Annotated in this window: 38 protein-coding genes; 3 read left to right on the top strand and 35 right to left on the bottom strand. The window is 69.6% G+C overall.

Annotated elements, in window-relative coordinates; translation table 11 throughout:
* Positions 1-32: 32 nt before the first annotated feature.
* Both NS184_RS06975 and NS184_RS06970 read left to right on the top strand, forming a co-directional pair.
* Positions 33-1,028, top strand: a complete 996-nt coding sequence (locus NS184_RS06975) for an ATP-binding cassette domain-containing protein (RefSeq protein WP_058725402.1) — start codon at positions 33-35, stop codon at positions 1,026-1,028.
* Positions 1,025-1,855, top strand: coding sequence for an ABC transporter permease (locus tag NS184_RS06970; protein WP_058725401.1), 831 nt, complete (start codon positions 1,025-1,027; stop codon positions 1,853-1,855). The genes NS184_RS06975 and NS184_RS06970 overlap by 4 nt, the downstream gene beginning before the upstream one ends.
* On the opposite strand, the gene NS184_RS06965 is transcribed toward NS184_RS06970, so the two are convergent.
* The 11 genes from NS184_RS06965 to infA all read right to left on the bottom strand — a co-directional run bounded on the left by NS184_RS06965 (position 1,837) and on the right by infA (position 10,464).
* Positions 1,837-5,034, bottom strand: a complete 3,198-nt coding sequence (locus NS184_RS06965) for a BTAD domain-containing putative transcriptional regulator (protein WP_058725400.1) — start codon at positions 5,032-5,034, stop codon at positions 1,837-1,839. The two genes, NS184_RS06970 and NS184_RS06965, sit on opposite strands and share 19 nt — an antisense overlap.
* Positions 5,035-5,043: 9 nt before the next feature.
* Positions 5,044-5,271 (bottom strand): hypothetical protein, encoded by a 228-nt coding sequence (locus NS184_RS06960; protein ID WP_058725399.1) that lies wholly within the window; start codon positions 5,269-5,271, stop codon positions 5,044-5,046.
* Positions 5,272-5,304: 33 nt separating this feature from the next.
* The gene (locus NS184_RS06955; RefSeq protein WP_058725398.1) at positions 5,305-5,562 is read right to left on the bottom strand and encodes an SRPBCC domain-containing protein; all 258 of its coding nucleotides are present in this window, start codon (positions 5,560-5,562) and stop codon (positions 5,305-5,307) included.
* 1 nt (position 5,563) lies between these two features.
* The gene (locus NS184_RS06950) at positions 5,564-5,953 is read right to left on the bottom strand and encodes an ArsR/SmtB family transcription factor (protein ID WP_058725397.1); all 390 of its coding nucleotides are present in this window, start codon (positions 5,951-5,953) and stop codon (positions 5,564-5,566) included.
* 23 nt (positions 5,954-5,976) lie between these two features.
* On the bottom strand, positions 5,977-7,110 hold the full coding sequence (locus NS184_RS06945; protein WP_058725396.1) for an FUSC family protein: 1,134 nt from the start codon (positions 7,108-7,110) through the stop codon (positions 5,977-5,979).
* A gap of 186 nt (positions 7,111-7,296) precedes the next feature.
* Positions 7,297-7,869: a 50S ribosomal protein L17 gene (gene rplQ, locus NS184_RS06940; protein WP_058725395.1), complete on the bottom strand. Its 573-nt coding sequence runs from the start codon at positions 7,867-7,869 to the stop codon at positions 7,297-7,299.
* A 63-nt stretch (positions 7,870-7,932) separates the two neighbouring features.
* Complete coding sequence (locus NS184_RS06935; protein WP_058725394.1) at positions 7,933-8,928, bottom strand: DNA-directed RNA polymerase subunit alpha; 996 nt, start codon at positions 8,926-8,928, stop codon at positions 7,933-7,935.
* Positions 8,929-9,133: 205 nt separating this feature from the next.
* Positions 9,134-9,532 (bottom strand): 30S ribosomal protein S11, encoded by a 399-nt coding sequence (gene rpsK / locus NS184_RS06930; RefSeq protein WP_017885507.1) that lies wholly within the window; start codon positions 9,530-9,532, stop codon positions 9,134-9,136.
* Between the two features lie 9 nt (positions 9,533-9,541).
* Positions 9,542-9,916: a 30S ribosomal protein S13 gene (gene rpsM, locus NS184_RS06925; RefSeq protein ID WP_058725393.1), complete on the bottom strand. Its 375-nt coding sequence runs from the start codon at positions 9,914-9,916 to the stop codon at positions 9,542-9,544.
* A 139-nt stretch (positions 9,917-10,055) separates the two neighbouring features.
* A complete protein-coding gene (rpmJ, locus tag NS184_RS17340; RefSeq protein WP_022903266.1) occupies positions 10,056-10,172 on the bottom strand; it encodes a 50S ribosomal protein L36 in 117 nt (38 codons plus the stop codon).
* 70 nt (positions 10,173-10,242) lie between these two features.
* Positions 10,243-10,464, bottom strand: coding sequence for a translation initiation factor IF-1 (gene infA / locus NS184_RS06920; protein WP_017885509.1), 222 nt, complete (start codon positions 10,462-10,464; stop codon positions 10,243-10,245).
* Between the two features lie 264 nt (positions 10,465-10,728).
* Here infA and NS184_RS06915 point away from each other — a divergent pair, with 264 nt between their 5' ends.
* The gene (locus NS184_RS06915; RefSeq protein ID WP_058725392.1) at positions 10,729-12,048 is read left to right on the top strand and encodes an LCP family protein; all 1,320 of its coding nucleotides are present in this window, start codon (positions 10,729-10,731) and stop codon (positions 12,046-12,048) included.
* Positions 12,049-12,164: 116 nt separating this feature from the next.
* Here NS184_RS06915 and map read toward each other — a convergent pair whose 3' ends face one another.
* The 24 genes from map to NS184_RS06795 all read right to left on the bottom strand — a co-directional run.
* Positions 12,165-12,944: a type I methionyl aminopeptidase gene (map, locus tag NS184_RS06910; protein ID WP_058725464.1), complete on the bottom strand. Its 780-nt coding sequence runs from the start codon at positions 12,942-12,944 to the stop codon at positions 12,165-12,167.
* A 61-nt stretch (positions 12,945-13,005) separates the two neighbouring features.
* The gene (locus tag NS184_RS06905; protein WP_058725391.1) at positions 13,006-13,596 is read right to left on the bottom strand and encodes an adenylate kinase; all 591 of its coding nucleotides are present in this window, start codon (positions 13,594-13,596) and stop codon (positions 13,006-13,008) included.
* The gene (secY, locus tag NS184_RS06900; protein WP_058725390.1) at positions 13,593-14,915 is read right to left on the bottom strand and encodes a preprotein translocase subunit SecY; all 1,323 of its coding nucleotides are present in this window, start codon (positions 14,913-14,915) and stop codon (positions 13,593-13,595) included. The genes NS184_RS06905 and secY overlap by 4 nt, the downstream gene beginning before the upstream one ends.
* A gap of 147 nt (positions 14,916-15,062) precedes the next feature.
* The gene (gene rplO / locus NS184_RS06895) at positions 15,063-15,527 is read right to left on the bottom strand and encodes a 50S ribosomal protein L15 (RefSeq protein WP_058725389.1); all 465 of its coding nucleotides are present in this window, start codon (positions 15,525-15,527) and stop codon (positions 15,063-15,065) included.
* Positions 15,524-15,709 carry a 50S ribosomal protein L30 gene (gene rpmD, locus NS184_RS06890; RefSeq protein ID WP_083513518.1) on the bottom strand — a complete coding sequence of 62 codons (186 nt, stop codon included), beginning with the start codon at positions 15,707-15,709 and terminating at the stop codon, positions 15,524-15,526. Before rpmD ends, rplO begins: the two co-directional genes overlap by 4 nt.
* Positions 15,709-16,440, bottom strand: a complete 732-nt coding sequence (rpsE, locus tag NS184_RS06885) for a 30S ribosomal protein S5 (RefSeq protein WP_058725387.1) — start codon at positions 16,438-16,440, stop codon at positions 15,709-15,711. Before rpsE ends, rpmD begins: the two co-directional genes overlap by 1 nt.
* Positions 16,437-16,808 (bottom strand): 50S ribosomal protein L18, encoded by a 372-nt coding sequence (rplR, locus tag NS184_RS06880; RefSeq protein WP_058725386.1) that lies wholly within the window; start codon positions 16,806-16,808, stop codon positions 16,437-16,439. Before rplR ends, rpsE begins: the two co-directional genes overlap by 4 nt.
* A 2-nt stretch (positions 16,809-16,810) precedes the next feature.
* The gene (gene rplF / locus NS184_RS06875; protein ID WP_058725385.1) at positions 16,811-17,347 is read right to left on the bottom strand and encodes a 50S ribosomal protein L6; all 537 of its coding nucleotides are present in this window, start codon (positions 17,345-17,347) and stop codon (positions 16,811-16,813) included.
* A gap of 6 nt (positions 17,348-17,353) precedes the next feature.
* Positions 17,354-17,752 carry a 30S ribosomal protein S8 gene (rpsH, locus tag NS184_RS06870; protein ID WP_058725384.1) on the bottom strand — a complete coding sequence of 133 codons (399 nt, stop codon included), beginning with the start codon at positions 17,750-17,752 and terminating at the stop codon, positions 17,354-17,356.
* A 150-nt stretch (positions 17,753-17,902) separates the two neighbouring features.
* Entirely contained in the window at positions 17,903-18,493 is a 591-nt protein-coding gene (gene rplE / locus NS184_RS06865) for a 50S ribosomal protein L5 (protein WP_058725383.1), read from the bottom strand.
* Positions 18,493-18,852 (bottom strand): 50S ribosomal protein L24, encoded by a 360-nt coding sequence (gene rplX / locus NS184_RS06860; protein ID WP_058725382.1) that lies wholly within the window; start codon positions 18,850-18,852, stop codon positions 18,493-18,495. The genes rplE and rplX overlap by 1 nt, the downstream gene beginning before the upstream one ends.
* A gap of 3 nt (positions 18,853-18,855) precedes the next feature.
* A complete protein-coding gene (gene rplN / locus NS184_RS06855; protein WP_017885523.1) occupies positions 18,856-19,224 on the bottom strand; it encodes a 50S ribosomal protein L14 in 369 nt (122 codons plus the stop codon).
* 31 nt (positions 19,225-19,255) lie between these two features.
* On the bottom strand, positions 19,256-19,540 hold the full coding sequence (gene rpsQ / locus NS184_RS06850) for a 30S ribosomal protein S17 (RefSeq protein ID WP_022903277.1): 285 nt from the start codon (positions 19,538-19,540) through the stop codon (positions 19,256-19,258).
* Positions 19,540-19,860: a 50S ribosomal protein L29 gene (gene rpmC, locus NS184_RS18870; protein ID WP_058725381.1), complete on the bottom strand. Its 321-nt coding sequence runs from the start codon at positions 19,858-19,860 to the stop codon at positions 19,540-19,542. The genes rpsQ and rpmC overlap by 1 nt, the downstream gene beginning before the upstream one ends.
* Entirely contained in the window at positions 19,860-20,279 is a 420-nt protein-coding gene (gene rplP / locus NS184_RS06840; protein ID WP_022903279.1) for a 50S ribosomal protein L16, read from the bottom strand. The genes rpmC and rplP overlap by 1 nt, the downstream gene beginning before the upstream one ends.
* Positions 20,280-20,281: 2 nt before the next feature.
* Positions 20,282-21,079 (bottom strand): 30S ribosomal protein S3, encoded by a 798-nt coding sequence (gene rpsC / locus NS184_RS06835; RefSeq protein ID WP_022903280.1) that lies wholly within the window; start codon positions 21,077-21,079, stop codon positions 20,282-20,284.
* Positions 21,079-21,471, bottom strand: coding sequence for a 50S ribosomal protein L22 (gene rplV, locus NS184_RS06830; protein ID WP_058725380.1), 393 nt, complete (start codon positions 21,469-21,471; stop codon positions 21,079-21,081). Before rplV ends, rpsC begins: the two co-directional genes overlap by 1 nt.
* A gap of 25 nt (positions 21,472-21,496) precedes the next feature.
* Positions 21,497-21,778: a 30S ribosomal protein S19 gene (gene rpsS / locus NS184_RS06825; RefSeq protein ID WP_017885529.1), complete on the bottom strand. Its 282-nt coding sequence runs from the start codon at positions 21,776-21,778 to the stop codon at positions 21,497-21,499.
* Positions 21,779-21,789: 11 nt separating this feature from the next.
* Positions 21,790-22,629, bottom strand: a complete 840-nt coding sequence (rplB, locus tag NS184_RS06820; protein WP_058725379.1) for a 50S ribosomal protein L2 — start codon at positions 22,627-22,629, stop codon at positions 21,790-21,792.
* 18 nt (positions 22,630-22,647) lie between these two features.
* Entirely contained in the window at positions 22,648-22,947 is a 300-nt protein-coding gene (gene rplW / locus NS184_RS06815) for a 50S ribosomal protein L23 (RefSeq protein ID WP_022903283.1), read from the bottom strand.
* On the bottom strand, positions 22,944-23,603 hold the full coding sequence (rplD, locus tag NS184_RS06810) for a 50S ribosomal protein L4 (protein WP_058725378.1): 660 nt from the start codon (positions 23,601-23,603) through the stop codon (positions 22,944-22,946). Before rplD ends, rplW begins: the two co-directional genes overlap by 4 nt.
* 2 nt (positions 23,604-23,605) lie before the next feature.
* Positions 23,606-24,259, bottom strand: coding sequence for a 50S ribosomal protein L3 (gene rplC / locus NS184_RS06805; protein WP_058725377.1), 654 nt, complete (start codon positions 24,257-24,259; stop codon positions 23,606-23,608).
* Positions 24,260-24,271: 12 nt separating this feature from the next.
* Positions 24,272-24,580: a 30S ribosomal protein S10 gene (gene rpsJ / locus NS184_RS06800; protein WP_022903286.1), complete on the bottom strand. Its 309-nt coding sequence runs from the start codon at positions 24,578-24,580 to the stop codon at positions 24,272-24,274.
* A gap of 546 nt (positions 24,581-25,126) precedes the next feature.
* Positions 25,127-25,838, bottom strand: a 712-nt coding sequence (locus tag NS184_RS06795) for a DarT ssDNA thymidine ADP-ribosyltransferase family protein (RefSeq protein ID WP_058725376.1), incomplete at its 5' end; no start/stop codon positions are given.

Below are 25,838 nucleotides of genomic sequence, written 5' to 3'. Positions count from 1 at the left end.
ATCGACCCCGACATCGACGAAAGGAACCTGCGATGACCACGACCCCCCTCGCGGTGGAGGCATCCGGCCTCGTGAAGACCTTCGGGACGAACCGCGCCGTGGACGGTGTCGACCTCCGCGTGGAGGCCGGCACGGTGTACGGCGTGCTCGGCCCGAACGGCGCCGGGAAGACCACCACGATCTCGATGCTGGCGACCCTGCTCGCGGCGGACGCCGGCGAGGCCCGCGTGTTCGGGCACGACGTCCGGCGCGAAGCCCAGACGGTCCGGTCGCTCATCGGCGTGACCGGCCAGTACGCGAGCGTCGACGAGACCCTCAGCGCGACCGAGAACCTCGTGATCTTCTCGCGGCTGCTCGGGCTCTCCCGTCGCGAGGCCAAGGCCAAGTCGTCCGAGCTGCTCGACCGCTTCGGCCTGACCGAGGCGGCGTCCCGACCGCTCAAGGCGTTCTCCGGCGGCATGCGTCGTCGCCTCGACCTCGCGGCGAGCCTCATCGCCCAGCCGCCGCTGATCTTCCTCGACGAGCCCACGACCGGGCTCGACCCACGGACCCGGGCGCAGATGTGGGACACCATCCGGGAGCTCGTCGCGACCGGTTCGACCGTCCTGCTGACCACGCAGTACCTCGACGAGGCCGACCAGCTCGCCGACCGCATCGCCGTCATCGACCACGGTCGCGTCGTCGCCGAGGGCACGGGCGACGAGCTCAAGGCGTCGATCGGCACCTCGTCCCTGCAGCTCCGGCTGACCGACGGACTCCGGTCGGACGCCGCACGGACGATCGTGCGCACCACGCTCGGCGTCGACGCGGTCGCCAGCCCCGAGGGCTCCCGCCTGACCGCTCCGATGACCGACCCCGACCGCGTGACCGACCTGCTCGTCTCGTTCCGCGAGGCCGGCATCTCCCTCGCCGAGATGAGCGTGCAGAAGCCGACACTCGACGAGGTCTTCCTGACCATCACCGGCAGGCCGACGGACGCCGACGCGTCCGACGGCGCCGACCGCGAGCTCGAAGGGAGCATCGCATGACCACCATCGCCCCCACCCCGACCTCGACGCCGCGTGTCACGCCCCGCGCCGGCGTCGGCAGCACCGGACTCGGCGCGACGGTCCGGCAGTCGTTCACGATGGCCTACCGCGGCCTCGTGAAGATCCGCCGCACGCCCGAGCAGCTCTTCGACGTGACGCTCATGCCGATCGTCTTCACCGTGATGTTCACGTACATCTTCGGTGGCGCGATCTCCGGCGACATCGGCAGCTACCTGCCCGTGATCATCCCCGGCATCCTCGTGCAGACGAACATCACGTCGTCGATCGTGACCGGCGTGCAGCTCCGCGAGGACATGGACAAGGGCGTCTTCGACCGCTTCAAGTCGCTCCCGATCGCGCGGATCGCCCCGCTCGCCGGGGCCCTGCTCGCCGACACCGTCCGGTACGCCATCGCGACCACGATCACCTTCACCGTCGGGATCATCATGGGCCTGCGCCCCGAGGGCGGCCCCGCGGCCGTCGTGCTCGCCGGACTCCTCGTGATCGTCGTCGCGTGGGCGATCAGCTGGATCTTCGCCTACTTCGGCGTGGTGGCCCGCACCGCGTCGAGCGTCTCCGGCATCGCGAACCTCGTGCTGTTCCCGCTGACGTTCCTCTCGAACGCGTTCGTCCCCGTCGACACCCTCCCGAGCTGGCTGCGGTGGTTCACCGAGGTCAACCCGATCTCGCACCTCATCACCGCGGTGCGCGAGCTGGTCAACCACGGTGCGGTGACCGGCGACCTCTGGATCAGTCTCCTCGGAGCAGCGATCGTCGTCGCCGTGTTCGCCCCGCTGACGGTGCGGACCTACATGCGGAAGGCCTGAGGTCCCGACCTGAGGTCTCCGAGCACGCCCCGCGTGGCCGCCTCGGCCTCGTCCCGGTCCCACCGGGACGAGGCCGTCTCGGCGTCCCGGAGCACCTCGGCGCCGACCGCGGCCGCCAGCAGTGGCCGGAGCCGCTCGTGCGCGAGCACGGCGAAGTCCTGCCGGGTGCCGAAGCGCACGGCGAGCGCCCAGCACCGCGCGGCCGCGTCGAGGGCACCCTCACGAGCGGCAGCGAGCGCCAGGCCGGCGAGGGTCGTCCCGACCACGGGGAGGTCGGTCCACCACGGGCGGACCCGGAGCAGGGCGAGTGTCGCGTTCCGCATGCGTCGCGCGACCGCTCGCTCGGCCGGGCGGAGTCCGTCGAGACCACCCGCGGTCTCGTCGACCGCGGCGATGCGGGCCGCACCGGCCATGAGCCGCCAGTTCGGGGCGGGGCCGCGCCGCTCCGATGCCGCCTCCCACGCCGCCGTGTACCGCTCGGCGGCCGCCGCCGGGTCGCCCTCCGCCCGCCGGCACTCCGCCTCGATCGCCAGCGCGATGAGGGCCACCATCGCGCCGTCGGCCTCGGGGCCACGACCGCCGGACGGTCGGTGCTGCAACTCGCGGGCGACCGTCCGGGCCCGGTCGACGTCGCCGGTCGCAGCGGCGCAGAGTCCGACGGACCACGCGATCTCGGACAGGTCGTCGTCGGCACCCAGGATCTCGAGACGCCCCCGCGCCCGATCGGCCGCGTCGAGGGCGTCCCGGTACCGCCCCGTCTGCGCGAGGAGCTGCGTCATCGTCACCGCGGAGGTCCCTGTGGTCCACACGTCACCGGCGCGGTTCGCGAGCTCCTGGGCGGCGACGGCGAAGCGGAGCGCCTCGGCCGGCTCCCCGCCGTTCTCGGCGAGCGGCGCGCTGAGCAGGTTGCCGATGCATGCGACGCGGTCGTCCGGGTCGCCACGGAATCCCGCGAGGAGTGCGGTCGCGGCCTCCGGGCGACCGAGCTCGGCGAAGAGCGCGGCGAGTGCCTCGACGACGGGATCGTCGGCGGTCGAGGTCCGGCGCCACCGGCGGAGCGTCGACACGGCCCATGCGGTGGTGCGTCGGTCGTCGAACGCGGACGCACCGCCGGCCACGACGAGCCCGATGTACGCGGCGGTGCGGTCTGCCGCTGCCGGCTCGCGGGACCGCAGGACGGTCACGACGTCCGGGGCGACCGCGGTGATCTCCTCCTGCGTGCCCCGGAGCGTCCAGTAGGCGCCCAGAGCGCCGAACAGCGTCGCGGTCGCCCCGACGTCCTGGTCGCGGAGCGCCCATCGCAGGAGCCCGACGAGGTTGTCGGCTTCGCGGCGGACCTCGTGGAACCGGGCGAGCTGCTCCGGGCCGGTGATGGCGAACAGGTCGTGCGCGGCACCGAAGTCGTGCGCCCACCCGAGCATCGCACGTCGGACGTCGTCCGTGCGTCCGAGGTCGCGGAGCCGCGCCGCGCCGAACTCCCGGACGGTCTCGAGCAGGCGGTAGCGGACCGGTTCGCCCTCGTGTTCGACGAGCTGCACGAGGGACTGTTCGACGAGGTCGGCGAGGTCGTCCAGTGCGTCGGGCTGGCCCGGAGCCGCGACCGCCTCCACCGCGTCGACCGCGAGCCCGTCGGGGAAGAGCGCGAGTCGGGGCAGGAGATCGCGGGCGCCGTCGTCGAGCAGACGCCAGCTCCACTCGATGACCGCGAGCAGGGTGCGGTGTCGTTCCGGGGCGCTCCGGTCGCCGCCGCGCAGCAACGCGAAGCGGTCGTCGAGCCGGCGTTCGATCTCGTCGGTGCTCATGCCGCGGATGCGTGCGGCGGCGAGCTCGATCGCGAGGGGTGAGCCGTCGAGACGGGTGCAGATCCGGCGGACGGCGTCCACGGGCAGCACGGCGCCGGGCCGGGCCGCGCGGGCACGCTCGGTGAAGAGGCGCACCGCGGCACCGTCGGCCTCGACCGGCAGGGGCGCCAGGGGCGCCACGACCTCGCCGGCGATCGCGAGGGGCGCCCTCGACGTCGCGAGCACCCGCAGGTCCGGCGCCGCGGCGAGCAGCTCGGCGGTCAGCGTGGCGACCGGGCCGAGGAGGTGCTCGCAGTTGTCGAGCACGAGCACCGTCGGGCCGTCCGACAGCGAGCGCACGACCCTGGCCGACAGGTCCGTCACCACGGCGTCGCGCAGCGTCCGGGCCGATCGGACCTCCACGATCCCGAGCACGGCACCGAGCGCGGGGAGGACGTCCTCGGCCGCCGCGACCGACGCGAGCTCCACGACGACGACGCCGACGTCGTCCGGCAGACCCGCAGCGACCGCCTGCGCGAGGCGGGTCTTCCCGAGCCCACCCGAACCGAGGACCGTGACCAACCGGTCTCGCGACAGGAGGTCCGTGACGGCGGCGAGGTCGGCCTCCCGTCCGACCAACCGGTTCGGCGCAGCCCGGAGGCCGATGCGTCGCGCCCGCTGCACCTGGTCGGCCGACCGACGCAGCAGGTCCGCGTTCAGTCGGACGAGGTCACCCGAGGGGTCGGCACCGAGCTCGTCGACCAGCCGGTCGCGGTGCGCGGCGAACACGGCGAGCGCCTCGGCCGGGCGCCCGGCAGCGTCGAGCGCACGCATCGTGCCCGCGACGCTGACCTCGTCGAAGGGGTCCGCCTCGGCGGCGGACCGCCACACCGCGACCGCCTCGTCCGCCCGCCCGGTCTCGAGCAGGACCGCACCGAGCGATCGTCGCAGGGCGCCGCGCGCGGTGGCGGCCCGCGCGGCGAGCGCATCGCCGAGGTCACCGTCGACGTCCTCGCCGGGAGCACCCCGCCAGAGCGCAAGAGCGCCCTCCACGGCGCCGACGTCGGTCGACGACGCCGCGTGCTCCGCCCGGAGCAGGTCGACGTCGTCCGCGTCGCACCCCAGGGCGTAGCCCGACGTGGTGGAGCGGACGAGTCCCTCGGCGGTCGTGCGGCGCAGGCGCGACACCATGGTCTGGAGCGCCGCCCGTGCCGCACGGGGCTGCTCGTCGGGCCAGAGGTCGCGGATGAGCGCGCTGGTCGACAGGCTCCGACCGGGCGCGAGGACCAGCGCGGTGAGGAACGACCGCGCGAGCGCTCCGGTGACCGCGGTGGGCGTCCCCGACGCCCCCTCGACGAGCACGGGTCCGAGGACGGCGAGACGGGGACGCGCGGTCACGTCCCGAGTCTACGGACGCTCGGGCGTCACGCCTCGCGCGCCGTTCTCCCGGTACCGCGTCCGGAGTTCCCGGTACCGGGCGTCCCAGTCGAACGTCGCGGCCGCGTCCACGTCGCCGTCCAGATCGAGCTCGAGCAGCTGGAGGTACGTGTGCCACCCGGCGAGGTAGTCGACGCTCCCGACCCCCTCGTGCACGAGCCGGAGTGCGGCACCGAACTCGGTCGGCTCGACCGTCACCGTGATCGTGGTCTGCTGTTCCTCGACGGCGTGTCAGGTGGTCGTGAAGCTCCGGGGCGGGTCGCACGCTGTGACCTGCCCGACGGTGAAGACGCTGCCGTCGTCGTACCGGGCGGTCCAGTGCCCGCCGAGTCGCAGGTCGCCCTCGTACGGGGCCATCCACCGGGAGAGCCGCTCGCGGTCGGTCACCGCGTGCCAGAGGTCCTCCGGGCTGGTCGGGTAGGTCTGGGCGAAGCGGATGAGGTACCCGCCCTCGGAGAGCGGTTCTGCGGTGCCGTCGGTGGTGCGCATGTCAGGACTCCTCGTCGTGTCGTGTGGATGGCCCGGGTGCCGTGGACGCCGGCTCGGGTGCCGCCGGCCGAGCTTCGCGCTGCCCCCGTGCGATCTCGGTGCCGAGCGCATCGAGTCGTTGTCGCCAGAGCGCGCGGTAGCGTTCGACGGCGCCGTCGAGCTCGGCCACCACACGGGGCTCGAGGCGGTACACGCGAGCCGTCCCGCGAGGTTCCGACGACGCGAACCCTGCCTCGCGGAGGATCCGCAAGTGCCGCGAGACCGCCGGCTGCGAGATCCCGAACTCCGCCGCGATGACGTCGACCAGCTCGCCCGCGGCTCGGTCGCCGGTGGCGAGGAGCTCGGTCAGGCGTCGCCTGACGGGATCACCGAGGACGTCGAAGGCGTGCATGCACGTACTATATAACCTGGACGTTATCGTTGTCGAGGACCGCCGCGCTGCTTCTTGCCGAACGGCCCGGTCTCGGTGTCCACGTCCTCCGTCGCACGCTTCTCCGACTCGATGACCCCCCGCAGCGCGACGATCGCACTCGCCGTGACCGTCACCCGCGACGGGTTCGACCGACTGGCGTCGAGCGCTCGTTCGAGTACCGCGAGGGCCTCGTCGCCCTCCTCCGCCGGGCAGTCGCCACGGACCACGCACGCGACCTGCCGCAGCGCCGCCGCGAAGGGCTCGGCGAACGCGGAGTCCGGCCGACCGATGTTGTCAGCCACCGGCCCGGAGCGCGCCACGAGTTCGGTGAGGTCCGTCGTGTACCAGGCCGCCCGCTCGACCGCCCGGAACCGAGCACCGTCCGACTGCAGACGTGCCCGGGAGCCACGGAGCGCGCCACGGGGGTTCATCCGCCGGCTCTCCTGCGCGGTCGCGACCCGGTCCCGTACGTCCGCGATCGCCTTGTCGAGCCGCTCCTGCTGCCGGTCCCACGCGGCCGTGTCGGGCTCGCCGTCGACGAGCACGTCCGCGAGGTCGTCGAGCTGCTGCGCAAGGACCCCGTTCACCTGGTCGATGCGTCGCTCCGCGTCCCAGAAGTGCAGCGGCGGGAACACGGCGAAGTTCACCGCGAGGCCGATCGTGATCCCGATCGCCATCTGGACGATGTACGCGAACGAGTACCCCTCCGCGTTGCCGCCGCCGACGAGCAGCACGAAGAGCGCCGCCATCGGCACCCACGAGTACCCCTCGCCGAGGATCCGGAACCCGCTCACGAGGACGCCGAGACCGACCGCGAGGGCGACCGCGATCACGCCCGGGTCGCCGACGAGCATCGTCAACCAGGCGATCAGGACGCCGAGGGTGATGCCCACGAGCGTCTGCACGCCGGAACGGATGCCGGCGAACACGGTCGTGCGCATCGCGACGATCGCGCCGAGCGGCGCGTAGTACGGGTACTCGGCCGCGACGCCCGGGGCGTACTTGGCGAGGACCCACGCGATGGTCGCGGCCAGTGCCGCCTTCCCGGCGAGCAGCAGCCGCGGCTGGGTGCCGGAGTCGCGGCTCCACCGCCAGATGCGCCGCGCGGCGCCTGTGATGCGTTCTGCTCGTGCCATACGGCCGGTCAGGTTACGCACGGCGGCCTGTGAGGCGTGCCACCCGCGCGCCGCACCGCCACGCGACGGACTGGAGGCGCGGGGCGGGCCCGCACTGCGCCTCCAGGCCGCCTGTCGGTCACCCTGCAACGCGAGGAAGCCCCCGCGACGTGCGTCGCGGGGGCTTCCTCGATGTGGCGCAGATGACTACTTGGCGTCGTCGGCCTTGGCGGCGGCGTCGTCCTCGACCTCGGCGGCAGCGTCGGTCTCGGTCTCGGCCTCGACCGGCGCGGACTCCTCGGTGGTCTCGGTCGCGTCGACCGGAGCCTCCTCGGTGGTGTCCTCGGCCGGGGTCTCCTCGACCGGGGCAGCGGCGGCAGCCGGAGCAGCGTCGCGCTTGACCGGGGCGGGCTTGCCCGACACCGGCTCGAGGACGAGCTCGATCGACGCGAGGGGAGCGTTGTCGCCCTTGCGGAAGCCGAGCTTCGTGATGCGGGTGTAGCCGCCCTGACGGTCCTCGACCTGCGGGGCGATCTCGGTGAACAGCGTGTGCACGACGGACTTGTCGCGCAGGATGCTGATCACGCGACGACGGGCGTGCAGGTCGCCGCGCTTCGCGAACGTGATGAGCCGCTCGGCGACCGGGCGGAGGCGCTTGGCCTTCGTCTCGGTCGTGGTGATGCGGCCGTGCGTGAAGAGGGCGTTGGCGAGGTTGCTCAGGAGCAGGCGCTCGTGGGCGGGACCGCCACCGAGGCGGGGGCCCTTGGTGGGCTTCGGCATGTCAGTTCTCCAGTGGTGAATGTGGTGCGCGCTGACTCAGCACGCGTGCGCTCGCGCGCGAGGTCAGTTGTTGGACTCGTCCTCGTCGTACCCGCTGTAGAAGTGGGCGCCGTCGAATCCGGGGACGGTGTCCTTGAGGGACAGGCCGAGCTCGGTGAGCTTGTCCTTGACCTCGTCCACCGACTTCTGACCGAAGTTGCGGATGTTCATGAGCTGCGTCTCCGAGAGGGCGACGAGCTCGGACACCGTGTTGATGCCCTCCCGCTTGAGGCAGTTGTAGCTGCGGACCGACAGGTCGAGGTCCTCGATGGGGGTCTGCAGCTCGTTCGAGAGCACCGCGTCGACCGGCGCGGGGCCGATCTCGATGCCCTCGGCCGCCGTGTTCAGCTCGCGGGCGAGACCGAACAGCTCGACCAGCGTGCGGCCGGCCGAGGCGATGGCGTCGCGCGGCGAGATCGCCGGCTTCGTCTCGACGTCGACGACCAGACGGTCGAAGTCCGTGCGCTCACCGGCACGCGTCGCCTCGACGCGGTAGGTGACCTTGAGGACCGGCGAGTAGATCGAGTCGATCGGGATCTGACCGGCCTCGGAGAACTCCGAGCGGTTCTGCGTCGCCGACACGTAGCCGCGGCCACGCTCGATCGTGAGCTCGAGCTCGAACCGCGCGGTGTCGTTCAGGGTCGCGATGACGAGGTCCGGGTTGTGGATCTCGACGCCGGCCGGGGCGGAGATGTCCGCCGCGGTGACCTGACCGGCACCCTGCTTGCGCAGGTACGCGGTGATCGGCTCGTCGTGCTCGCTGGAGACGACGAGGCTCTTGATGTTGAGGATGATCTCGGTGACGTCTTCCTTGACACCGGGCACGGTGCTGAACTCGTGGAGGACGCCGTCGATGCGGATGCTGGTGACGGCCGCGCCGGGGATCGAGGAGAGGAGCGTGCGGCGCAGCGAGTTGCCGAGGGTGTAACCGAAGCCCGGCTCGAGCGGCTCGATGACGAAGCGCGAGCGGTGCTCGGAGATCGACTCCTCGGTCAGGGTGGGGCGCTGTGCAATGAGCACTGTGGGATTCCTTTCGGCGGAGTGTCCGCTATATGACACTCGGCGGTACGACGGGGCCGACCGGGCCCCGACGGGTCTGTTGAGTTGTGATCACGCGCACCGACGGCCACGAACGGCTCGTCGTGCGCGATCGAACGACCAGGAATGGCCGGCCCCGCTCGTCCCGGTCAGGGAACGAGCGGGGAACGGCCGGTTGCTCCTCGCGTCAGACGCGGCGACGCTTCGGCGGGCGGCACCCGTTGTGCGCCTGCGGCGTGACGTCGTTGATCGAACCGACCTCGAGGCCGGCGGCCTGGAGGGAGCGGATCGCGGTCTCGCGGCCCGAACCCGGACCCTTCACGAAGACGTCGACCTTCTTGACGCCGTGCTCCTGCGCCTGACGCGCAGCGGACTCGGCGGCGAGCTGCGCCGCGAACGGCGTCGACTTGCGCGAACCCTTGAAGCCGACGGCACCCGAGGACGCCCAGCTGAGGACGGCACCCGACGGGTCGGTGATGCTGACGATCGTGTTGTTGAACGTGCTCTTGATGTGGGCCTGGCCCACGGCGACGTTCTTCTTCTCCTTGCGACGCGGCTTGCGCGCGGCAGTCTTGGGGGTAGCCATGATGATCTCCTATCGGGCCTTCTTCTTGCCTGCCACGGTGCGCTTCGGTCCCTTGCGGGTACGCGCGTTGGTCTTGGTGCGCTGACCGCGCACCGGGAGACCACGACGGTGGCGGAGACCCTCGTAGCTACCGATCTCGACCTTGCGGCGGATGTCGGCGGCGACCTCGCGGCGGAGGTCACCCTCCACCTTGAAGTTGCCCTCGATGTAGTCGCGGAGGGCGACGAGCTGGTCGTCGGTGAGGTCCTTGACGCGGATGTCGCCGGAGATGCCGGTCTCGGCGAGAGCCTGGACGGACCGGGTACGGCCGACGCCGTAGATGTACGTGAGTGCGATCTCCACGCGCTTCTCGCGCGGGATGTCGACGCCTGCTAGACGTGCCATGTGCTGGCTGCTCCTGTGGTTGGTGGAGGTGTGGCGCAGTACCGGTGCCCGGGCCTCCGCCCCGAGGTGTCCCCCGCTGCCGGAGCCGCGGGTTCTGGTACTGCGTGTTCGGTGTTGAGTTGTGGGTCCTGCTGGGAGCTCAGCCCTGGCGCTGCTTGTGGCGCGGGTTGCTCTTGCAGATCACCATGACGCGGCCCTTCCGGCGGATCACTCGGCAGTGCTCGCAGATGGGCTTGACGCTGGGGTTGACCTTCATGGTTGCTTCCTGTTGCTCGCTGGCTTCGTGCTCGGCGGGTTCGCCGGGCCGTTCCTTTCCAGCTCGCGGATCACTTGTAGCGGTAGACGATCCGGCCGCGGGTCAGGTCGTACGGGCTCAGCTCCACGATCACGCGGTCCTCGGGGAGGATGCGGATGTAGTGCTGGCGCATCTTCCCGGAGATGTGCGCGAGGACCTTGTGTCCGTTGGTCAGCTCAACGCGGAACATCGCGTTGGGCAGAGCTTCGAGCACCGAGCCCTCGATCTCGATGACGCCGTCTTTCTTGGCCATAGCCTCACTGTCGCTTGGTTGGATTACCGGTGTGATCCCCGAGCCGGTCTGCGGGTCGGGCGCCACGCCCGGAGGGCATGACACACCAAGGATCGATCCTACTGGCCAGACGCCGGATTGCCAAGTGCGGGCGGCCCCGGCCCCTCGACCTGGGGCTTCCCGGTCCGAGCCTGAACGTTCCACAGTGGTTGCCTGGCCCGTTCTGGGCCGTCTCGAGTGCACCGACCGTACCGTGTCACGGCAGCCCACCGAACGGAGAGAACCGTGCCGAAGACCCGCGGCCCCCTGGCCCGCCACGGACGCCTGCCCCGTCACCGAGCGTGGGCGTCGGCCCTCGGGATCGTCGCGTCCGTCCTCGCGGTCGTGCTGGTGAGCGGGACGAGCGTCGCCGCGATCGCCGGCGGCACGCTCGCCGCGGCCCCGAAGACCGTCGCCCTGAGCAAGGACGACCAGCAGGTCGCCTCCACCGCGGACATCACCGCGATGAAGGGCGGCGCGAACATCCTGCTCATCGGCAGCGACACCCGGATCGGCCAGTTCGACTCGGACGAGGACGTCCAGGGCGCCCGGAACGACGTCACGATCCTCGTGCACATCTCGCAGGACCACCAGCAGCTCACCGCCGTGAGCTTCCCGCGCGACCTCATGGTGCCGATCCCGGCGTGCAGCAACCCCGCCACCGGGACCACGTACCCGGCATCGACCTCCGCGCAGTTCAACACGGCGCTCGGCAACGGCGGCGTCTCGTGCGTCGTGGACACCGTCGAGAACCTCACCGGGCTGCAGATCCCCTACGCCGGGCTCATCACGTTCAACGGCGTGATCTCGATGTCGAACGCGCTCGGCGGCGTCGACGTCTGCGTGGCCCAGCCGATCAACGACACCTACACGGGGCTCCACCTCACCGCCGGGGAGCACACGCTGCAGGGCTCGGACGCGCTCGCGTTCCTCCGCACCCGGCACGGCGTCGGCGACGGCAGCGACCTCGCACGGATCAGTTCGCAGCAGGTGTTCCTCTCCGCGCTCCTCCGCAAGATCACCTCGGGCGACACGTTGTCCGACCCGGTGACGCTGTACCGCCTCGCGTCCGCGGCGCTGCACAACATGACCCTCTCGGACGGGCTCGCGCAGGCGAAGAGCCTCGTCGGACTCGCGACCACGCTGCGCGGCATGAGCACGGCGAACATGCTCTTCGTGCAGTACCCGGTCGTCGACGACCCGGCGGACAACGCCCGGGTGATCGTCTCGCAGGAGGCGGCGCACACCCTCAACGTCGCGCTGCAGACCGACCAGAGGACGTCGCTGTCCGACTCCACGACCGGGCGGGCGTCCGAGGAGTCGAAGGATTCGGCGTCGGCCGGGTCCTCCCCCGCGGCCGGAGCCGCCGGCTCCTCGTCATCGGCCTCGTCCTCGGCCTCGTCCTCGTCGGGGTCGTCCTCGTCCGGGACGTCCGCCTCCGGATCCGCCTCGGGGACGTCGAGCGCGCCGGCGACCGCTGCGACGCCCGCGACCAGCGCGACCCCGCTGCCGTCCTCGATCACGGGACAGAGCGCGAGCGAGCAGACCTGCTCCGTCGGCAACTGAGCCGGCGCGCCGGGGGCGAACCGCGCCTCCAGGCCGGTCGGGACGCGACCCGGTGGCGGCCGGTGCCGCCTGAGCCGCGGTGCGACCGGACGGACCGACCCGCCGGGAGGCCCGCCCTACGGGATCGGGACCGGCGTCACGCCCAGCGGGGCCAGGCCCGCAGCGCCGCCGTCGGCCGCCGTCGTGACCCAGATGCCGTCGGCGTGCACCGCGACGGTGTGCTCCCAGTGCGCGGCGTCGGAGCCGTCCAGCGTCCGGACCGTCCAGTCGTCGTCGTCGGTCGAGCTGTCGATCGTCCCGGCGGTCACCATCGGCTCGACGGCGACGACCAGACCGGGCTTCACCACCGGACCGCCGCCGCGCACGCGGTAGTTGAAGACCGGCGGGTCCTCGTGCATGGACCGTCCGATGCCGTGGCCCGTGTAGTCCTCGACGATGCCCCAGGCGCCGGTCTCCTCGATGGCGTCCTCGACCGCCGCACCGACCTCGTTCAGGTGCTTCGCGGACGCGAGGGCGGCGATGCCGTGCCAGAGCGACCGCTCGGTCGTGTCGCAGAGCTTCCGCCGCGCCTCGGCGACCGCAGCGTCGCCGCCGGCGACGACGATCGTGAAGGCGCTGTCACCGTTCCACCCGTCGACCTCGGCGCCCGCGTCCACCGACACGATGTCGCCCGCCTGCACGACCCGGTCGCCCGGGATGCCGTGGACGACCTCGTCGTTCACCGAGACGCACAGGGTGTGCCGGTAGCCCGGGACCAGCTGGAAGTTCGGCACGCCACCGCCGTCGCGGATGGTCCGCTCGGCGATCGCGTCGAGTTCACCGGTCGTGACGCCGGGCCGGATCGCGGTACGCACCGCGTCGAGCGCCTGGGCCGTGAGGAGCCCCGGACGCACCATGGCACGGAGCTCCTCGGGCGTCTTGTAGATCGAGGGCTTGCGGAAGCGGACCACGTCGGGGTCAGACGCCCGCGGTCAGACCGCGCGAGACGAGCGCCGACTGGATGCGGTCGCCGACCTCGTCGATGCCACCGAGTCCGTCGACGTCGAGCACGAGACCGCGGTCGGCGTAGGCGCCGACGATCGGAGCGGTCTGCTCGAGGTAGACCTCCTGCCGACGACGGATCGTCTCCTCGTTGTCGTCGCTGCGACCCTGGTCCTCGGCGCGCTTGAGGAGGCGACCGACGAGTTCGTCCTGGTCCGCGACGAGCTGCACGACGGCGTCGAGCTGGGTGCCCTGCTCGGTCAGCATGGTGTCGAGGTACGCGACCTGGTTCAGCGTGCGTGGGTATCCGTCGAGCAGGAACCCGTGCTCGGCGTCCGGCTCGGCGAGCCGCGACTTCACGAGTTCGTTCGTCAGCTGGTCCGGCACGTACTCGCCGGCGTCCATCAGCTTCTTCGCCTCGATGCCGAGCGGGGTGCCCTCGGCCACGTTCTTGCGGAAGATGTCGCCCGTCGAGATCGCCGGGACGCCGAAGGCCTCGGCGATGCGGCCGGCCTGCGTGCCCTTCCCGGCTCCGGGAGGTCCGACGATGATGAGACGTGCGCTCAACGGAGAAGCCCTTCGTAGTGACGTTGCTGGAGCTGGGAGTCGATCTGCTTCACCGTCTCGAGGCCGACACCCACGATGATCAGGATGCTGGCGCCACCGAACGGGAAGTTCTGGTTCGCACCGAAGAACGCCAGGGCGCCCAGCGGGATGAGTGCGATCAGACCGAGGTAGAGCGAACCGGGCAACGTCACCCGGGTCAGGACGTAGTCGAGGTACTCGGCGGTGGGGCGTCCGGCGCGGATGCCCGGGATGAAGCCGCCGTACTTCTTCATGTTGTCCGCGACCTCTTCGGGGTTGAAGGTGATCGCGACGTAGAAGTAGGTGAACCCGACGATGAGCAGGAAGTACAGGACCATGTAGAACCAGTTGTCACCCGAGGTCAGGTTGTTCTGGATCCAGGTCACCCACGCGGCCGGCGCGGAACCGTCCGAGGGCTGGTTGAACTGCGCGACCAGGGCCGGCAGGTACAGCAGGGACGAGGCGAAGATGACGGGCACGACGCCGGCCATGTTCACCTTGATGGGGATGTAGGTGTTGTTCCCGCCGAAGGTCCGACGCCCGACCATGCGCTTCGCGTACTGGACCGGGATGCGCCGCTGCGACTGCTCGACGAAGACGACGGCCATCATGATGACCAGGCCGACGAGGATCACGAACAGGAACAGCTCGAAGCCGTTCGACTGCTCGATCGCCCAGAGGGCCGAGGGGAACTGCGCCGCGATCGACGTGAAGATCAGGAGCGACATGCCGTTGCCGATGCCGCGCTCGGTGACGAGCTCGCCCATCCACATGATGAGGCCGGTGCCGGCGGTCAGGGTGATGACCATCAGCATGATGGCGTACCAGCTGTCGTTCGAGATGATCGACGAGCAGGAGGCCGACGCGTTCGTGCCGAACAGGGCACCCGAGCGTGCGACGGTGATCAGGGTGGTGGACTGCAGGACACCGAGCGCGATGGTGAGGTAGCGCGTGTACTGCGTCAGCTTGGCCTGACCGGACTGGCCCTCCTTGTAGAGGGCGTCGAAGTGCGGGATGACCACGCGCAGGAGCTGCACGATGATCGACGAGGTGATGTACGGCATGATGCCGAGCGCGAAGACGGAGAGCTTCAGCAGCGCGCCGCCGGAGAAGAGGTTGATCAGGTCGTAGAGACCCTGCTGCGAGGACGCGCTGGCGAGGCAGCTCTGCACGGACGCGTAGTCGACGAACGGGGCGGGGATGTACGACCCCAGGCGGAAGAGCGCGATGATCGCGAGGGTGAAGCCGATCTTCTTGCGAAGGTCTGGGGTGCGCATGATGCGCGCGACCGCTCTGAACACGAGGACTCCGAACTTCTGGGACCGGGGCCGTCGAGCGCGACCGTTCCGGTGTCGGCCGGCAGGGCCGACCAGGCCGACGGACGTCGACCACTGTCAAGGAAACCGTAACGGCGGCCCGTGCGCAAACGCACGGGCCGCCGACGGGTGTTACTGGGAGACGGTGCCGCCAGCAGCCGCGATCTTCTCGGCGGCGGACGCCGAGACCTTGTCGACCGAGACCGTGAGCTTCACGTTGATGTCGCCCTGACCGAGAACCTTGACCTTCTCGTTCTTGCGGACCGCGCCCTTGGCGACCAGGTCCGCGACGGTGACGTCGCCACCGTTCGGGTAGAGCTCCGCGATCTTGTCCAGGTTCACGACCTGGTACTCGACACGGAACGGGTTCTTGAACCCGCGGAGCTTCGGGGTGCGCATGTGCAGCGGCATCTGCCCACCCTCGAAGCCGACCTTGACCTGGTACCGAGCCTTCTGACCCTTGGTACCGCGGCCTGCGGTCTTGCCCTTCGAGCCCTCACCGCGACCCACACGGGTGCGGTCCTTCTTCGCACCGGCGGCCGGGCGGAGGTGGTGCAGCTTCAGGACCTGCACGCGCTCGTTCTTCTCGTCGCTCATGCGTCGACCTCCTCGACCTTCACAAGGTGCGCGACCGTCGCGACGTACCCGCGGTTCTGGGAGTTGTCCTCGCGCTCGACCGTCTGGCCGATGCGCTTGAGACCCAGGCTGCGGAGGGTGTCGCGCTGGTACTGCTTCTCGCTGATAACGGACTTCGTCTGCGTGATCTTCAGCGTCGCCATCACGCACCTGCCTTCTCGGACGCGGCACGCGCTGCGGCGGCCTCGGCACGCAGCAGACGGGCCGGGACGACCGCGTCGACGTCGAGGCCACGGCGGACTGCGACCGCGCGGGGCTCCTCGAGCTGCTGCAGCGCCTCGACGGTCGCGTGCACGATGTTGATGGTGTTCGACGAGCCGAGCGACTTGCTCAGGACGTCGTGGATGCCGGCGCACTCGAGCACGGCGCGGACCGGACCACCGGCGATGACACCGGTACCGGCAGCGGCCGGACGCAGGAGCACGACACCGGCAGCGGCCTCACCCTGCACCGGGTGCGGGATGGTGTTGCCGACGCGCGGGACACGGAAGAAGTTCTTCTTCGCCTCCTCGACGCCCTTGGAGATCGCCGTCGGGACCTCCTTGGCCTTGCCGTAGCCGACGCCCACGAGGCCGTTGCCGTCACCCACGACGACGAGCGCCGTGAAGCTGAAGCGACGACCACCCTTGACGACCTTCGAGACGCGGTTGATGGTCACCACGCGCTCGAGGAACTGGCTGTCGCCACCGCGGTTGTTGCGGTCGCGGCCCTGCTGGCGGTCACGCCCGCCGCCACGACGGCCGCGCTGGTCGGCGGAGTCGCGGTTGTTCGACGCGGAGCCAGCGGCGGTCTCGACCGGACGCTCGGCCGTGGCCGCGGCCTCGGTCGTCGTCTCCTTGGCGGTGTTGCTGGTGGTGTTCGCGGTGTCGCTCACAGGTTCAGCCCTCCTTCACGGGCGCCATCGGCGATCGCGGCGACGCGACCGGCGTACTTGCTGCCACCACGGTCGAAGACCACGGCCTCGACGCCGGCGGCCTTCGCGCGCTCGGCGAGGAGCTCACCGACGCGACGGGCCTTGGCGGTCTTGTCGCCGTCGAACGAGCGGAGGTCGGCCTCCATCGTCGATGCGCTGGCGAGGGTGTGACCCTTCGCGTCGTCGATGACCTGCACGAACACGTGACGCGACGAACGCGTGACGGCCAGACGCGGGCGCGCCTCGGTGCCGGTGATCTTCTTGCGGAGTCGGTTGTGACGGCGCGCCTTGGCGGCCGACTTGCTCTTTCCTCGGATACCGAGAGCCATGATCACTTACCTGACTTTCCGGCCTTGCGGCGCACGATCTCGCCGGCGTAGCGGACACCCTTGCCCTTGTAGGGCTCGGGCTTGCGCAGCTTGCGGATGTTGGCGGCCACCTCGCCGACGGCCTGCTTGTCGATGCCGGTCACGGTGAGCTTGTTGTTGCCCTCGACGGCGAACGAGATGCCCGCGGGCGCCTCGACCGTGATCGGGTGGGAGTAGCCCAGCGCGAACTCGACGCTGGTGCCCTTCGCCTGCACGCGGTAACCGGTGCCGACGACCTCGAGGCCCTTGGAGTACCCCTGGGTCACGCCGACGATGTTGTTCGCGATGAGGGTGCGGGTCAGGCCGTGGAGCGAACGCGAGGAGCGCTCGTCGTCCGGACGGGTGACGAGGACCTGGTTCTCCTCGACCTTGGCCTGGATGGGCTCAGCGACGACGAGCGCGAGCTCGCCCTTCGGGCCCTTGACCGCCACGTTCTGGCCGTCGATGGAGACGGTCACGCCGGCGGGGATGTCGATGGGAAGACGTCCGATTCGAGACATTGTCGATCACCACACGTAGGCGAGGACTTCCCCACCCACGCCCTTCTGCTCGGCTTCGCGGTCGGTCAGGAGGCCGGACGACGTCGAGAGGATCGCCACACCGAGGCCACCGAGGACCTGGGGGATCTCCGTCGACTTCGCGTAGACCCGGAGGCCCGGCTTCGAGACGCGCTTGATGCCGGCGATCGAGCGCTCACGCTCGGGGCCGTACTTCAGGTCGATCGTGAGGGTCTGCCCGACGCGGGCGTCCTCGATCTTCCACTCGCTGATGTAGCCCTCGCGCTTGAGGATCTCAGCGATGTTCTTCTTCAGCTTGGAGCTGGGAAGCGAGACGGCGTCGTGGTGCGCCGAGTTCGCGTTCCGCAATCTGGTCAGCATGTCTGCGACCGGATCGGTCATCGTCATGATGCGTATCCATTCTCGCCTGGTTTCGACACCCGTTCCACGAATGCCGACCTGAGCGATCGGGGTCCCCGGGCGGTTCCCGGAGACCTGTGTGTTCGTGCGTGCGGGCCGGAGGACGTGAATCCTCCGGCCCGCACCGCCCGAAGTATCTTAGACCGTCTGCTCGGCAGAACGGAACGGGAACCCGAGCTGCTTGAGCAGCGCGCGGCCCTCGTCGTCCGACTTCGCGGTGGTCACGACGGTGATGTCGAAGCCACGCACGCGGTCGATGCGGTCCTGGTCGATCTCGTGGAACACGGACTGCTCCGTGAGACCGAACGTGTAGTTGCCGTTCCCGTCGAACTGCTTGTCGCTGAGGCCGCGGAAGTCGCGGATGCGGGGCAGGGCGAGGGAGATCAGGCGGTCGAGGAACTCCCAGGCGCGGTCACCGCGGAGGGTGACGTGCGCACCGATCGCCTGACCCTCGCGCAGCTTGAACTGCGCGATGGACTTGCGAGCGATGTTGACCTGGGGCTTCTGACCCGTGATCGCCGTGAGGTCCTTGATGGCCCCCTCGATGATCTTCGAGTCACGAGCCGCCTCGCCGACGCCGGTGTTCACGACGACCTTGACCAGGCCGGGGACCTGGTTGACGTTCGCGTACCCGAACTGCTCGGTGAGGGCAGCCTTGATCTCGTTCTTGTACTTCTGCTTGAGGCGCGGCTCGACCTTGGTCGCCGGCGCGGCAGTCGTGTCGGTCATCAGAGCTTCTCACCCGACTTCTTGGCGTAGCGGACGCGGACGGTCTTCTTGACGCCGTCCTTCTCCACCTCTTCGGTACGGAAGCCGACGCGGGTCGGCTTCTTGGTCTTCGGGTCGACGATCGCGACGTTCGAGACGTGGATCGGAGCCTCGTGCTGCTCGATGCCACCGGTCTTCGAACCACGCTGGGTCTGGCCGACGCGGACGTGCTTCGTGACGAAGTTCACGCCCTCCACGACGACGCGCTCCGAGTCAACGAGCACCTCGATGACCTTGCCCTGCTTGCCGCGGTCGCCGCCACGCTCCTGCGTGGCGCCCGTGATGACCTCGACGAGGTCACCCTTCTTGATGTTCGCCATGGCTTACAGCACCTCCGGCGCGAGCGAGATGATCTTCATGAACTTCTTGTCACGGAGCTCGCGACCGACCGGACCGAAGATGCGCGTGCCGCGCGGGTCGCCGTCAGCCTTGAGGATCACTGCCGCGTTCTCGTCGAACTTGATGTAGGAGCCGTCCTGACGACGGGTCTCCTTCTTGGTGCGAACGATGACCGCCTTGACGACGTCACCCTTCTTCACGTTGCCGCCGGGGATGGCGTCCTTCACCGTGGCGACGATGACGTCACCGAGACCGGCGTAGCGACGGCCCGAGCCGCCGAGCACGCGGATGGTCAAGATCTCCTTGGCACCCGTGTTGTCGGCGACCTTCAGGCGGGATTCCTGCTGAATCACTGTTGTCTCCTGTTCCGAAGCAGGCCGTGGCCTACTTGGCCTTCTCGAGGATCTCGACCAGGCGCCAGCGCTTGGAGGCGCTGAGGGGACGGGTCTCGCTGATCACGACGAGGTCGCCGACACCAGCGGTGCCGAGCTCGTCGTGGGCCTTCACCTTGGACGTGCGGCGGATGATCTTGCCGTAGAGCGCGTGCTTCACGCGGTCCTCGACCTCGACCACGATGGTCTTGTCCATCTTGTCGCTCGTCACGTAGCCGCGGCGCGTCTTGCGGTAGCCGCGGGTCGAGGCGGCGGAGGTGTTCTCTTCGTTCGCCATCAGTTCTCCTCGGCGGTCTCGGCCGCGGTCGACTCGGCGGGCTTGTCAGCCTTCTTCGTCGACTTCTTGGCCTTCGGGGCGGTCTCGACGGGCGCGGGGGTGGCACGGATGCCGAGCTCGCGCTCGCGGAGGACGGTGTAGATGCGGGCGATGTCGCGCTTGACGGCACGAAGACGACCGTGGCTCTCCAGCTGGCCGGTGGCCGACTGGAAGCGGAGGTTGAACAGCTCCTCCTTGGCCTTCTTCAGCTCGTCGGCGAGCCGCTCGTTCTCGAACGTGTCGAGCTCAGTCGGACGGAGCTCCTTGGAACCGATCGCCATTATGCGTCGCCCTCCTCGCGCTTGATGATGCGTGCCTTGAGGGGCAGCTTGTGGATTGCACGGGTCAACGCCTCGCGGGCGATGTCCTCGTTGACGCCGGAGAGCTCGAAGAGCACACGACCCGGCTTGACGTTGGCGACCCACCACTCGGGGGAACCCTTACCGGAACCCATGCGGGTCTCGGCGGGCTTCTTGGTGAGCGGACGGTCCGGGTAGATGTTGATCCAGACCTTGCCGCCACGCTTGATGTGACGGGTCATCGCGATACGAGCGGACTCGATCTGCCGGTTCGTCACGTACGCCGGGGTGAGCGCCTGGATACCGAAGTCGCCGAAGCTGACCTTGGTGCCACCGGTCGCCTGACCCGAACGCTTCGGGTGGTGCTGCTTGCGGTGCTTGACTCGACGGGGGATAAGCATGGTTACGCCTCAACTCCTGCGCCGGCCGGCGCGTCCTGCGGGGCCTGCTGCTGACGGCCGCCACGGTCGCCGCCACGACGGTCGCCGCGCTCGCCACGGGGGCCGCCACGACGCTCCGGGCGCGACGAACGCTGGTTCGCCTGCTCGCGAGCGAGCTCCTTGTTCGTGATGTCGCCCTTGTAGATCCAGACCTTCACGCCGATGCGGCCGAACGTGGTCCGGGCCTCGTAGAAGCCGTAGTCGATGTTCGCGCGGAGCGTGTGCAGGGGCACGCGGCCCTCGCGGTAGAACTCCGAGCGCGACATCTCGGCGCCGCCGAGACGACCCGACACCTGGATGCGGACACCCTTGGCGCCGGCGCGCTGCGCACCCTGCAGGCCCTTGCGCATGGCGCGACGGAACGCGACACGGGCGGAGAGCTGCTCGGCGATGCCCTGCGCGACGAGCTGGGCCTCGGTCTCGGGGTTCTTGACCTCGAGGATGTTGAGCTGGATCTGCTTCTTGGTGAGCTTCTCGAGCTCACCGCGGACGCGCTCGGCCTCGGCACCACGACGACCGATGACGATGCCCGGACGCGCCGTGTGGATGTCCACGCGGACACGGTCACGGGTGCGCTCGAGCTCGATGCGGGCGACGCCGGCACGGTCGAGGGTCTTCTTCAGGTACTCGCGCACCTTGATGTCCTCGGCCACGTAGTCGGCGTAGCGCTGACCGGCCTTGGTGCTGTCGGTGAACCAGTGCGAGACGTGGTCCGTCGTGATCCCGAGACGGAAGCCGTACGGGTTGACCTTCTGGCCCATTACTTGCTCGCCTTCTTGCTCGTCGCGGCGGCCTCAGCCTCTTCCGGCGTCGCGAGGACGACCGTGATGTGGCTGGTGCGCTTGTTGATGCGGAAGGCGCGGCCCTGGGCACGCGGCTGGAACCGCTTCAGGGTCGTGCCCTCGTCGACGAAGACGCGGCTCACGTAGAGGTCGCGCTCGTCGAGGAAGCTGTTCGTCGAGTCCGCCTTCACCCGGGCGTTCGCGATCGCCGAGGCGACCAGCTTGTACACGGGCTCCGAAGCGGCCTGCGGCGCGAACTTCAGGATGGCGAGCGCCTCGTGGGCCTGCTTGCCGCGGATCAGCTCGATGACGCGACGGGCCTTCTGAGGCGTGACGCGGATGTGTCGCACGCGTGCGATCGACTCCACCATTTCGTTCCTCCTCTGCGTCCCCGCGTTAGCGGCGACGGCCCTTCTTGTCGTCCTTCACGTGACCACGGAAGGTGCGGGTCGGCGCGAACTCGCCGAGCTTGTGACCGACCATCGACTCGGTGACGAACACCGGGATGTGCTTGCGGCCGTCGTGCACGGCGATCGTGTGCCCGAGCATGTTCGGGACGATCATCGAGCGACGCGACCACGTGCGGATCACGTTCTTGGTGTTGGCCTCGTTCTGCGTGACGACCTTGCGGAGCAGGTGCTCGTCGACGAAGGGGCCCTTCTTCAGACTGCGTGGCATCTTCTGAACTCCTACTTGCGCTTCTTGCCGGCGTTACGGCGACGGACGATGAGCTTGTCGCTCGGCTTGTTCGGCTTGCGCGTCCGGCCCTCGGCCTGACCCCACGGGCTGACCGGGTGACGACCACCGGAGGTCTTGCCCTCACCACCACCGTGCGGGTGGTCGACCGGGTTCATGGCGACACCACGCACCGTCGGGCGGACGCCCTTCCAGCGCATGCGGCCGGCCTTGCCCCAGTTGATGTTGGACTGCTCGGCGTTGCCGACCTCGCCGATGGTGGCGCGGCAGCGGGCGTCGACGTTGCGGACCTCGCCCGACGGCAGGCGGAGCTGCGCGTAGGGGCCGTCCTTGGCGACGAGACGCACCGAGGCACCGGCGGACCGGGCCATCTTCGCGCCGCCACCGGGGCGGAGCTCGATCGCGTGGACCACGGTACCGACGGGGATGTTGCGCAGCGGCAGGTTGTTGCCGGGCTTGATGTCGGCGCCGGGGCCCTGCTCGACGACGTCGCCCTGCTTGAGCTTGTTCGGCGCGATGATGTAGCGCTTCGTGCCGTCCACGTAATGCAGGAGTGCGATGCGCGCGGTGCGGTTCGGGTCGTACTCGATGTGTGCGACCTTGGCGTCGACGCCGTCCTTGTCGTGACGACGGAAGTCGATCACGCGGTACTGGCGCTTGTGGCCACCACCGATGTGACGGGTCGTGATGCGGCCGGAGCTGTTGCGCCCACCGGTCTTCGGCAGCGGACGAAGCAGCGACTTCTCCGGCGTCGAACGGGTGATCTCGGCGAAGTCGGCGACCGACGAGCCGCGACGACCGGGGGTCGTCGGCTTGTAGTTACGAATAGCCATGATTTATCCCTCTGGTCCTCAGCCGACAGCCGTGAAGATGTCGATCGAACCGGACTTGAGCGTCACGATGGCGCGCTTGGTGTCCTTGCGCTTGCCCATGCCGAAACGCGTGCGACGGGTCTTGCCCGGACGGTTCAGCGTGTTGATGCTCGCGACCTTGACGTCGAAGATCTTCTCGATGGCGAGCTTGATCTCGGTCTTGTTCGAACGGGGGTCCACGATGAACGTGTACTTGCCCTGGTCGATCAGGCCGTAGCTCTTCTCCGAGACGACCGGCGAGATGATGATGTCGCGCGGGTCCTTGTTGAAGCCGCTCATGCGGAGACCTCCTTCGCGGACTTCGACGCGATGAAGGCGTCGAGTGCGCTCTTGCTGAAGACGAGGGCGTCGGACTTGAGCACGTCGTAGGCGTTGAGCTGGCCGTACGAGAGTGCGTGGACACCCGGCAGGTTGCGGATCGACTTGAGCGCGAGCTCGTCGTCCTGCTCGAGCACGACGAGCACGTTCTTGACGGGCGCGACCTTCTCGAGGAGCGTGCGGGCGGTCTTGGTCGACGGCACCTCGGCCGGGACGAAGGACTCAACCGCGGAGATGCGTCCACCGCGGGCGCGGTCCGAGAGCGAGCCGAGCAGAGCAGCGGCGATCATCTTCTTCGGGGTGCGCTGCGAGTAGTCGCGCGGGGTCGGTCCGTGGACGACGCCACCGCCGGTGTGCTCCGGAGCGCGGACCGAACCCTGACGGGAGCGGCCGGTGCCCTTCTGCTTGAACGGCTTGCGACCAGCACCGCGGACCTCGCCGCGGTTCTTGGTCTTGTGGGTGCCCTGACGCGCGGCGGCGAGCTGCGCGGTGACGACCTGGTGGATCAGCGGGACGTTGGTCTCGACGTCGAAGAGCGCGGCGGGCAGCTCGATGCTGCCGGCGACGGCCCCGGTCGCGTCGAGGACGTCGATCGTGGTTGCGGTCTCGGTGGCCATGATCACTTACCCTTCACGGCGGTGCGGACGAAGACGGAGCGGCCACGAGCACCGGGGACGGCGCCCTTGACGAGCAGCAGACCCTTCTCGGCGTCGACGGCGTGCACCGTGAGGTTGAGGACGGTCACGCGCTCGCCACCCATGCGACCGGCCATGCGCATGCCCTTGAAGACACGCGACGGGGTCGACGAGGCGCCGATCGAACCGGGCTTGCGGTGGTTCCGGTGCGCACCGTGCGATGCGGAGACGCCGGCGAAGCCGTGGCGCTTCATGACACCGGCGAAGCCCTTGCCCTTGGAGGTACCGACGACGTCGACCTTCTGGCCCGCCTCGAACGTGTCGACGGTGAGCTCCTGGCCGAGCGTGTACTCAGCGGAGTCGTTGGTACGGATCTCGGTGAGGGTGCGACGCGGGGTCACGCCTGCGGCCTCGAAGTGGCCGGCGGTCGGCTTGTTGACCTTGCGCGGGTCGATGGCGCCGGCGGCGATCTGGATCGCCTCGTAGCCGTCGCGCTCGACGTTGCGGATCTGGGTGACCACGTTCGGGCCGACCTCGATCACGGTCACGGGGATGAACTTGTTGTTCTCATCCCACACCTGGGTCATCCCGAGCTTCTTGCCGAGGAGGCCCTTGACGGTCTTGGTGGAGTTCGCCATTGGTCAGCCCCCTTACAGCTTGATCTCGATGTTGACGTCGGCCGGGAGGTCGAGTCGCATGAGCGAGTCGACGGCCTTCGGCGTCGGGTCGACGATGTCGATGACCCGCTTGTGCGTGCGCTTCTCGAAGTGCTCGCGCGAGTCCTTGTACTTGTGGGGAGAACGGATCACGGTGACCACGTTCTTCTCGGTGGGGAGCGGCACCGGGCCGACCACGGTCGCACCGGCACGGGTCACCGTGTCGACGATCTTCCGGGCCGACGTGTCGATGACCTCGTGGTCGTACGACTTGAGCCGGATGCGGATCTTCTGTCCCGCCATGTGTCTCTTTGTCCTCTCTGCGCCGCGCACCCTCGGGCCGCCTGACGCCGCCGTCACCGTGCATTCCTGCAGGGCTTGGCTGTTTTCCTGAACCAACCGGCCGCATCCGCTGGGGATGACCGCTGTTCTCCTGTCAACCGCGCGGGCGACCTGGGCCGTCCAGCGTGGGCATGTCGCTTCCCCCACGCTCCGGACACAGCAGTGCTCGCAGCGCTTCGCAGGGGATTCGATCGTGTTCTGCTGCCTGCGGCCCAACCCAGCCCTGCTGAACAAGGGGGTTGTGCACTGCCAGAGCAGTGATCCTGCGGGCGCGGACGCCCTGCGGAATTCGGAACCGGACAAGTCTCCCATAGGCACGGCATCCGTGCAACCCGGGCGTGTCGCGGATCGTGGGCGTGTCGGAATCGGCGCGCTTCCCCGGAACGACGGGGATCGGTGGCCTGGAGGCACGACCCGCCCCCGCCACGCAACGTGCCCTCCCGACTTCGTCGGGAGGGCACGCCGGACGCGGCCGGGCGGACGTGCGGCCGACTTCGCGACGCGGTCCTACTCGGCGGTCACCGGGGGCACGAACCACGGTGGGAAGACGGCGACCCGGGGAGCGTGGCCGCCGTGCTCGGCGAGGATCGCCTTCACGTGCTGGCGCGCGCGGTCGTTCGGCACGCCGATCACGGCGACGGCGGAGAACGACACGCTCGGCCCGGCGAGCAGCTCGAGGTCGTGCATCTCCGGGTCGGTGAAGTCGGTGCGACGGATGAGGTTCGTCGCCGCCTCCGGACCGACAGCGAAGCGCACGTCCTCGGCCTCGGCATCCTGGTCGGCCACGATCACGGAGGCGCCGAACGCCGACACCGGGACGACGAGCACGACGTAGTCGGTCGCGCGGGACCGACGGGCGGCGTCGGACCACCGCTCCCCCTCGGCACCGCGGCGGAGTTCGTCCCAGCGCGTCGCGTCGGGCGACAGCGAGAACGTGACGTGGCCGGCGACGGGCGACCCGTCCGGCGCGGACGCCTCGGCACGGGCTTCCCGGGTCGTGTCGGAACTGACGTCGATGGTCGGCGCAGCCTCGGTGGCGGCGAGGACCGCGCCGGCGGACACGATGTCCGGCAGGTTGTCGATGTGCGTCGCGTGGTGCGCCCGCAGCGAGGCGAAGACCCGGGGTTCGGGCAGGTCCGGGACGGCCGAGCGGAGTGGCCCGCCGGGGACCCGCGCAGGGGCCGGCGTGGAGCGGAGGTCGGTGGTGATGCGTATACGC

This window comes from Curtobacterium luteum, assembly GCF_001475545.1.
Taxonomy (GTDB): Bacteria; Actinomycetota; Actinomycetes; order Actinomycetales; family Microbacteriaceae; genus Curtobacterium; species Curtobacterium luteum_A.
Note: the sequence above shows the minus strand (reverse complement) of the source record. Positions and strands in the feature narration are given on the sequence as shown.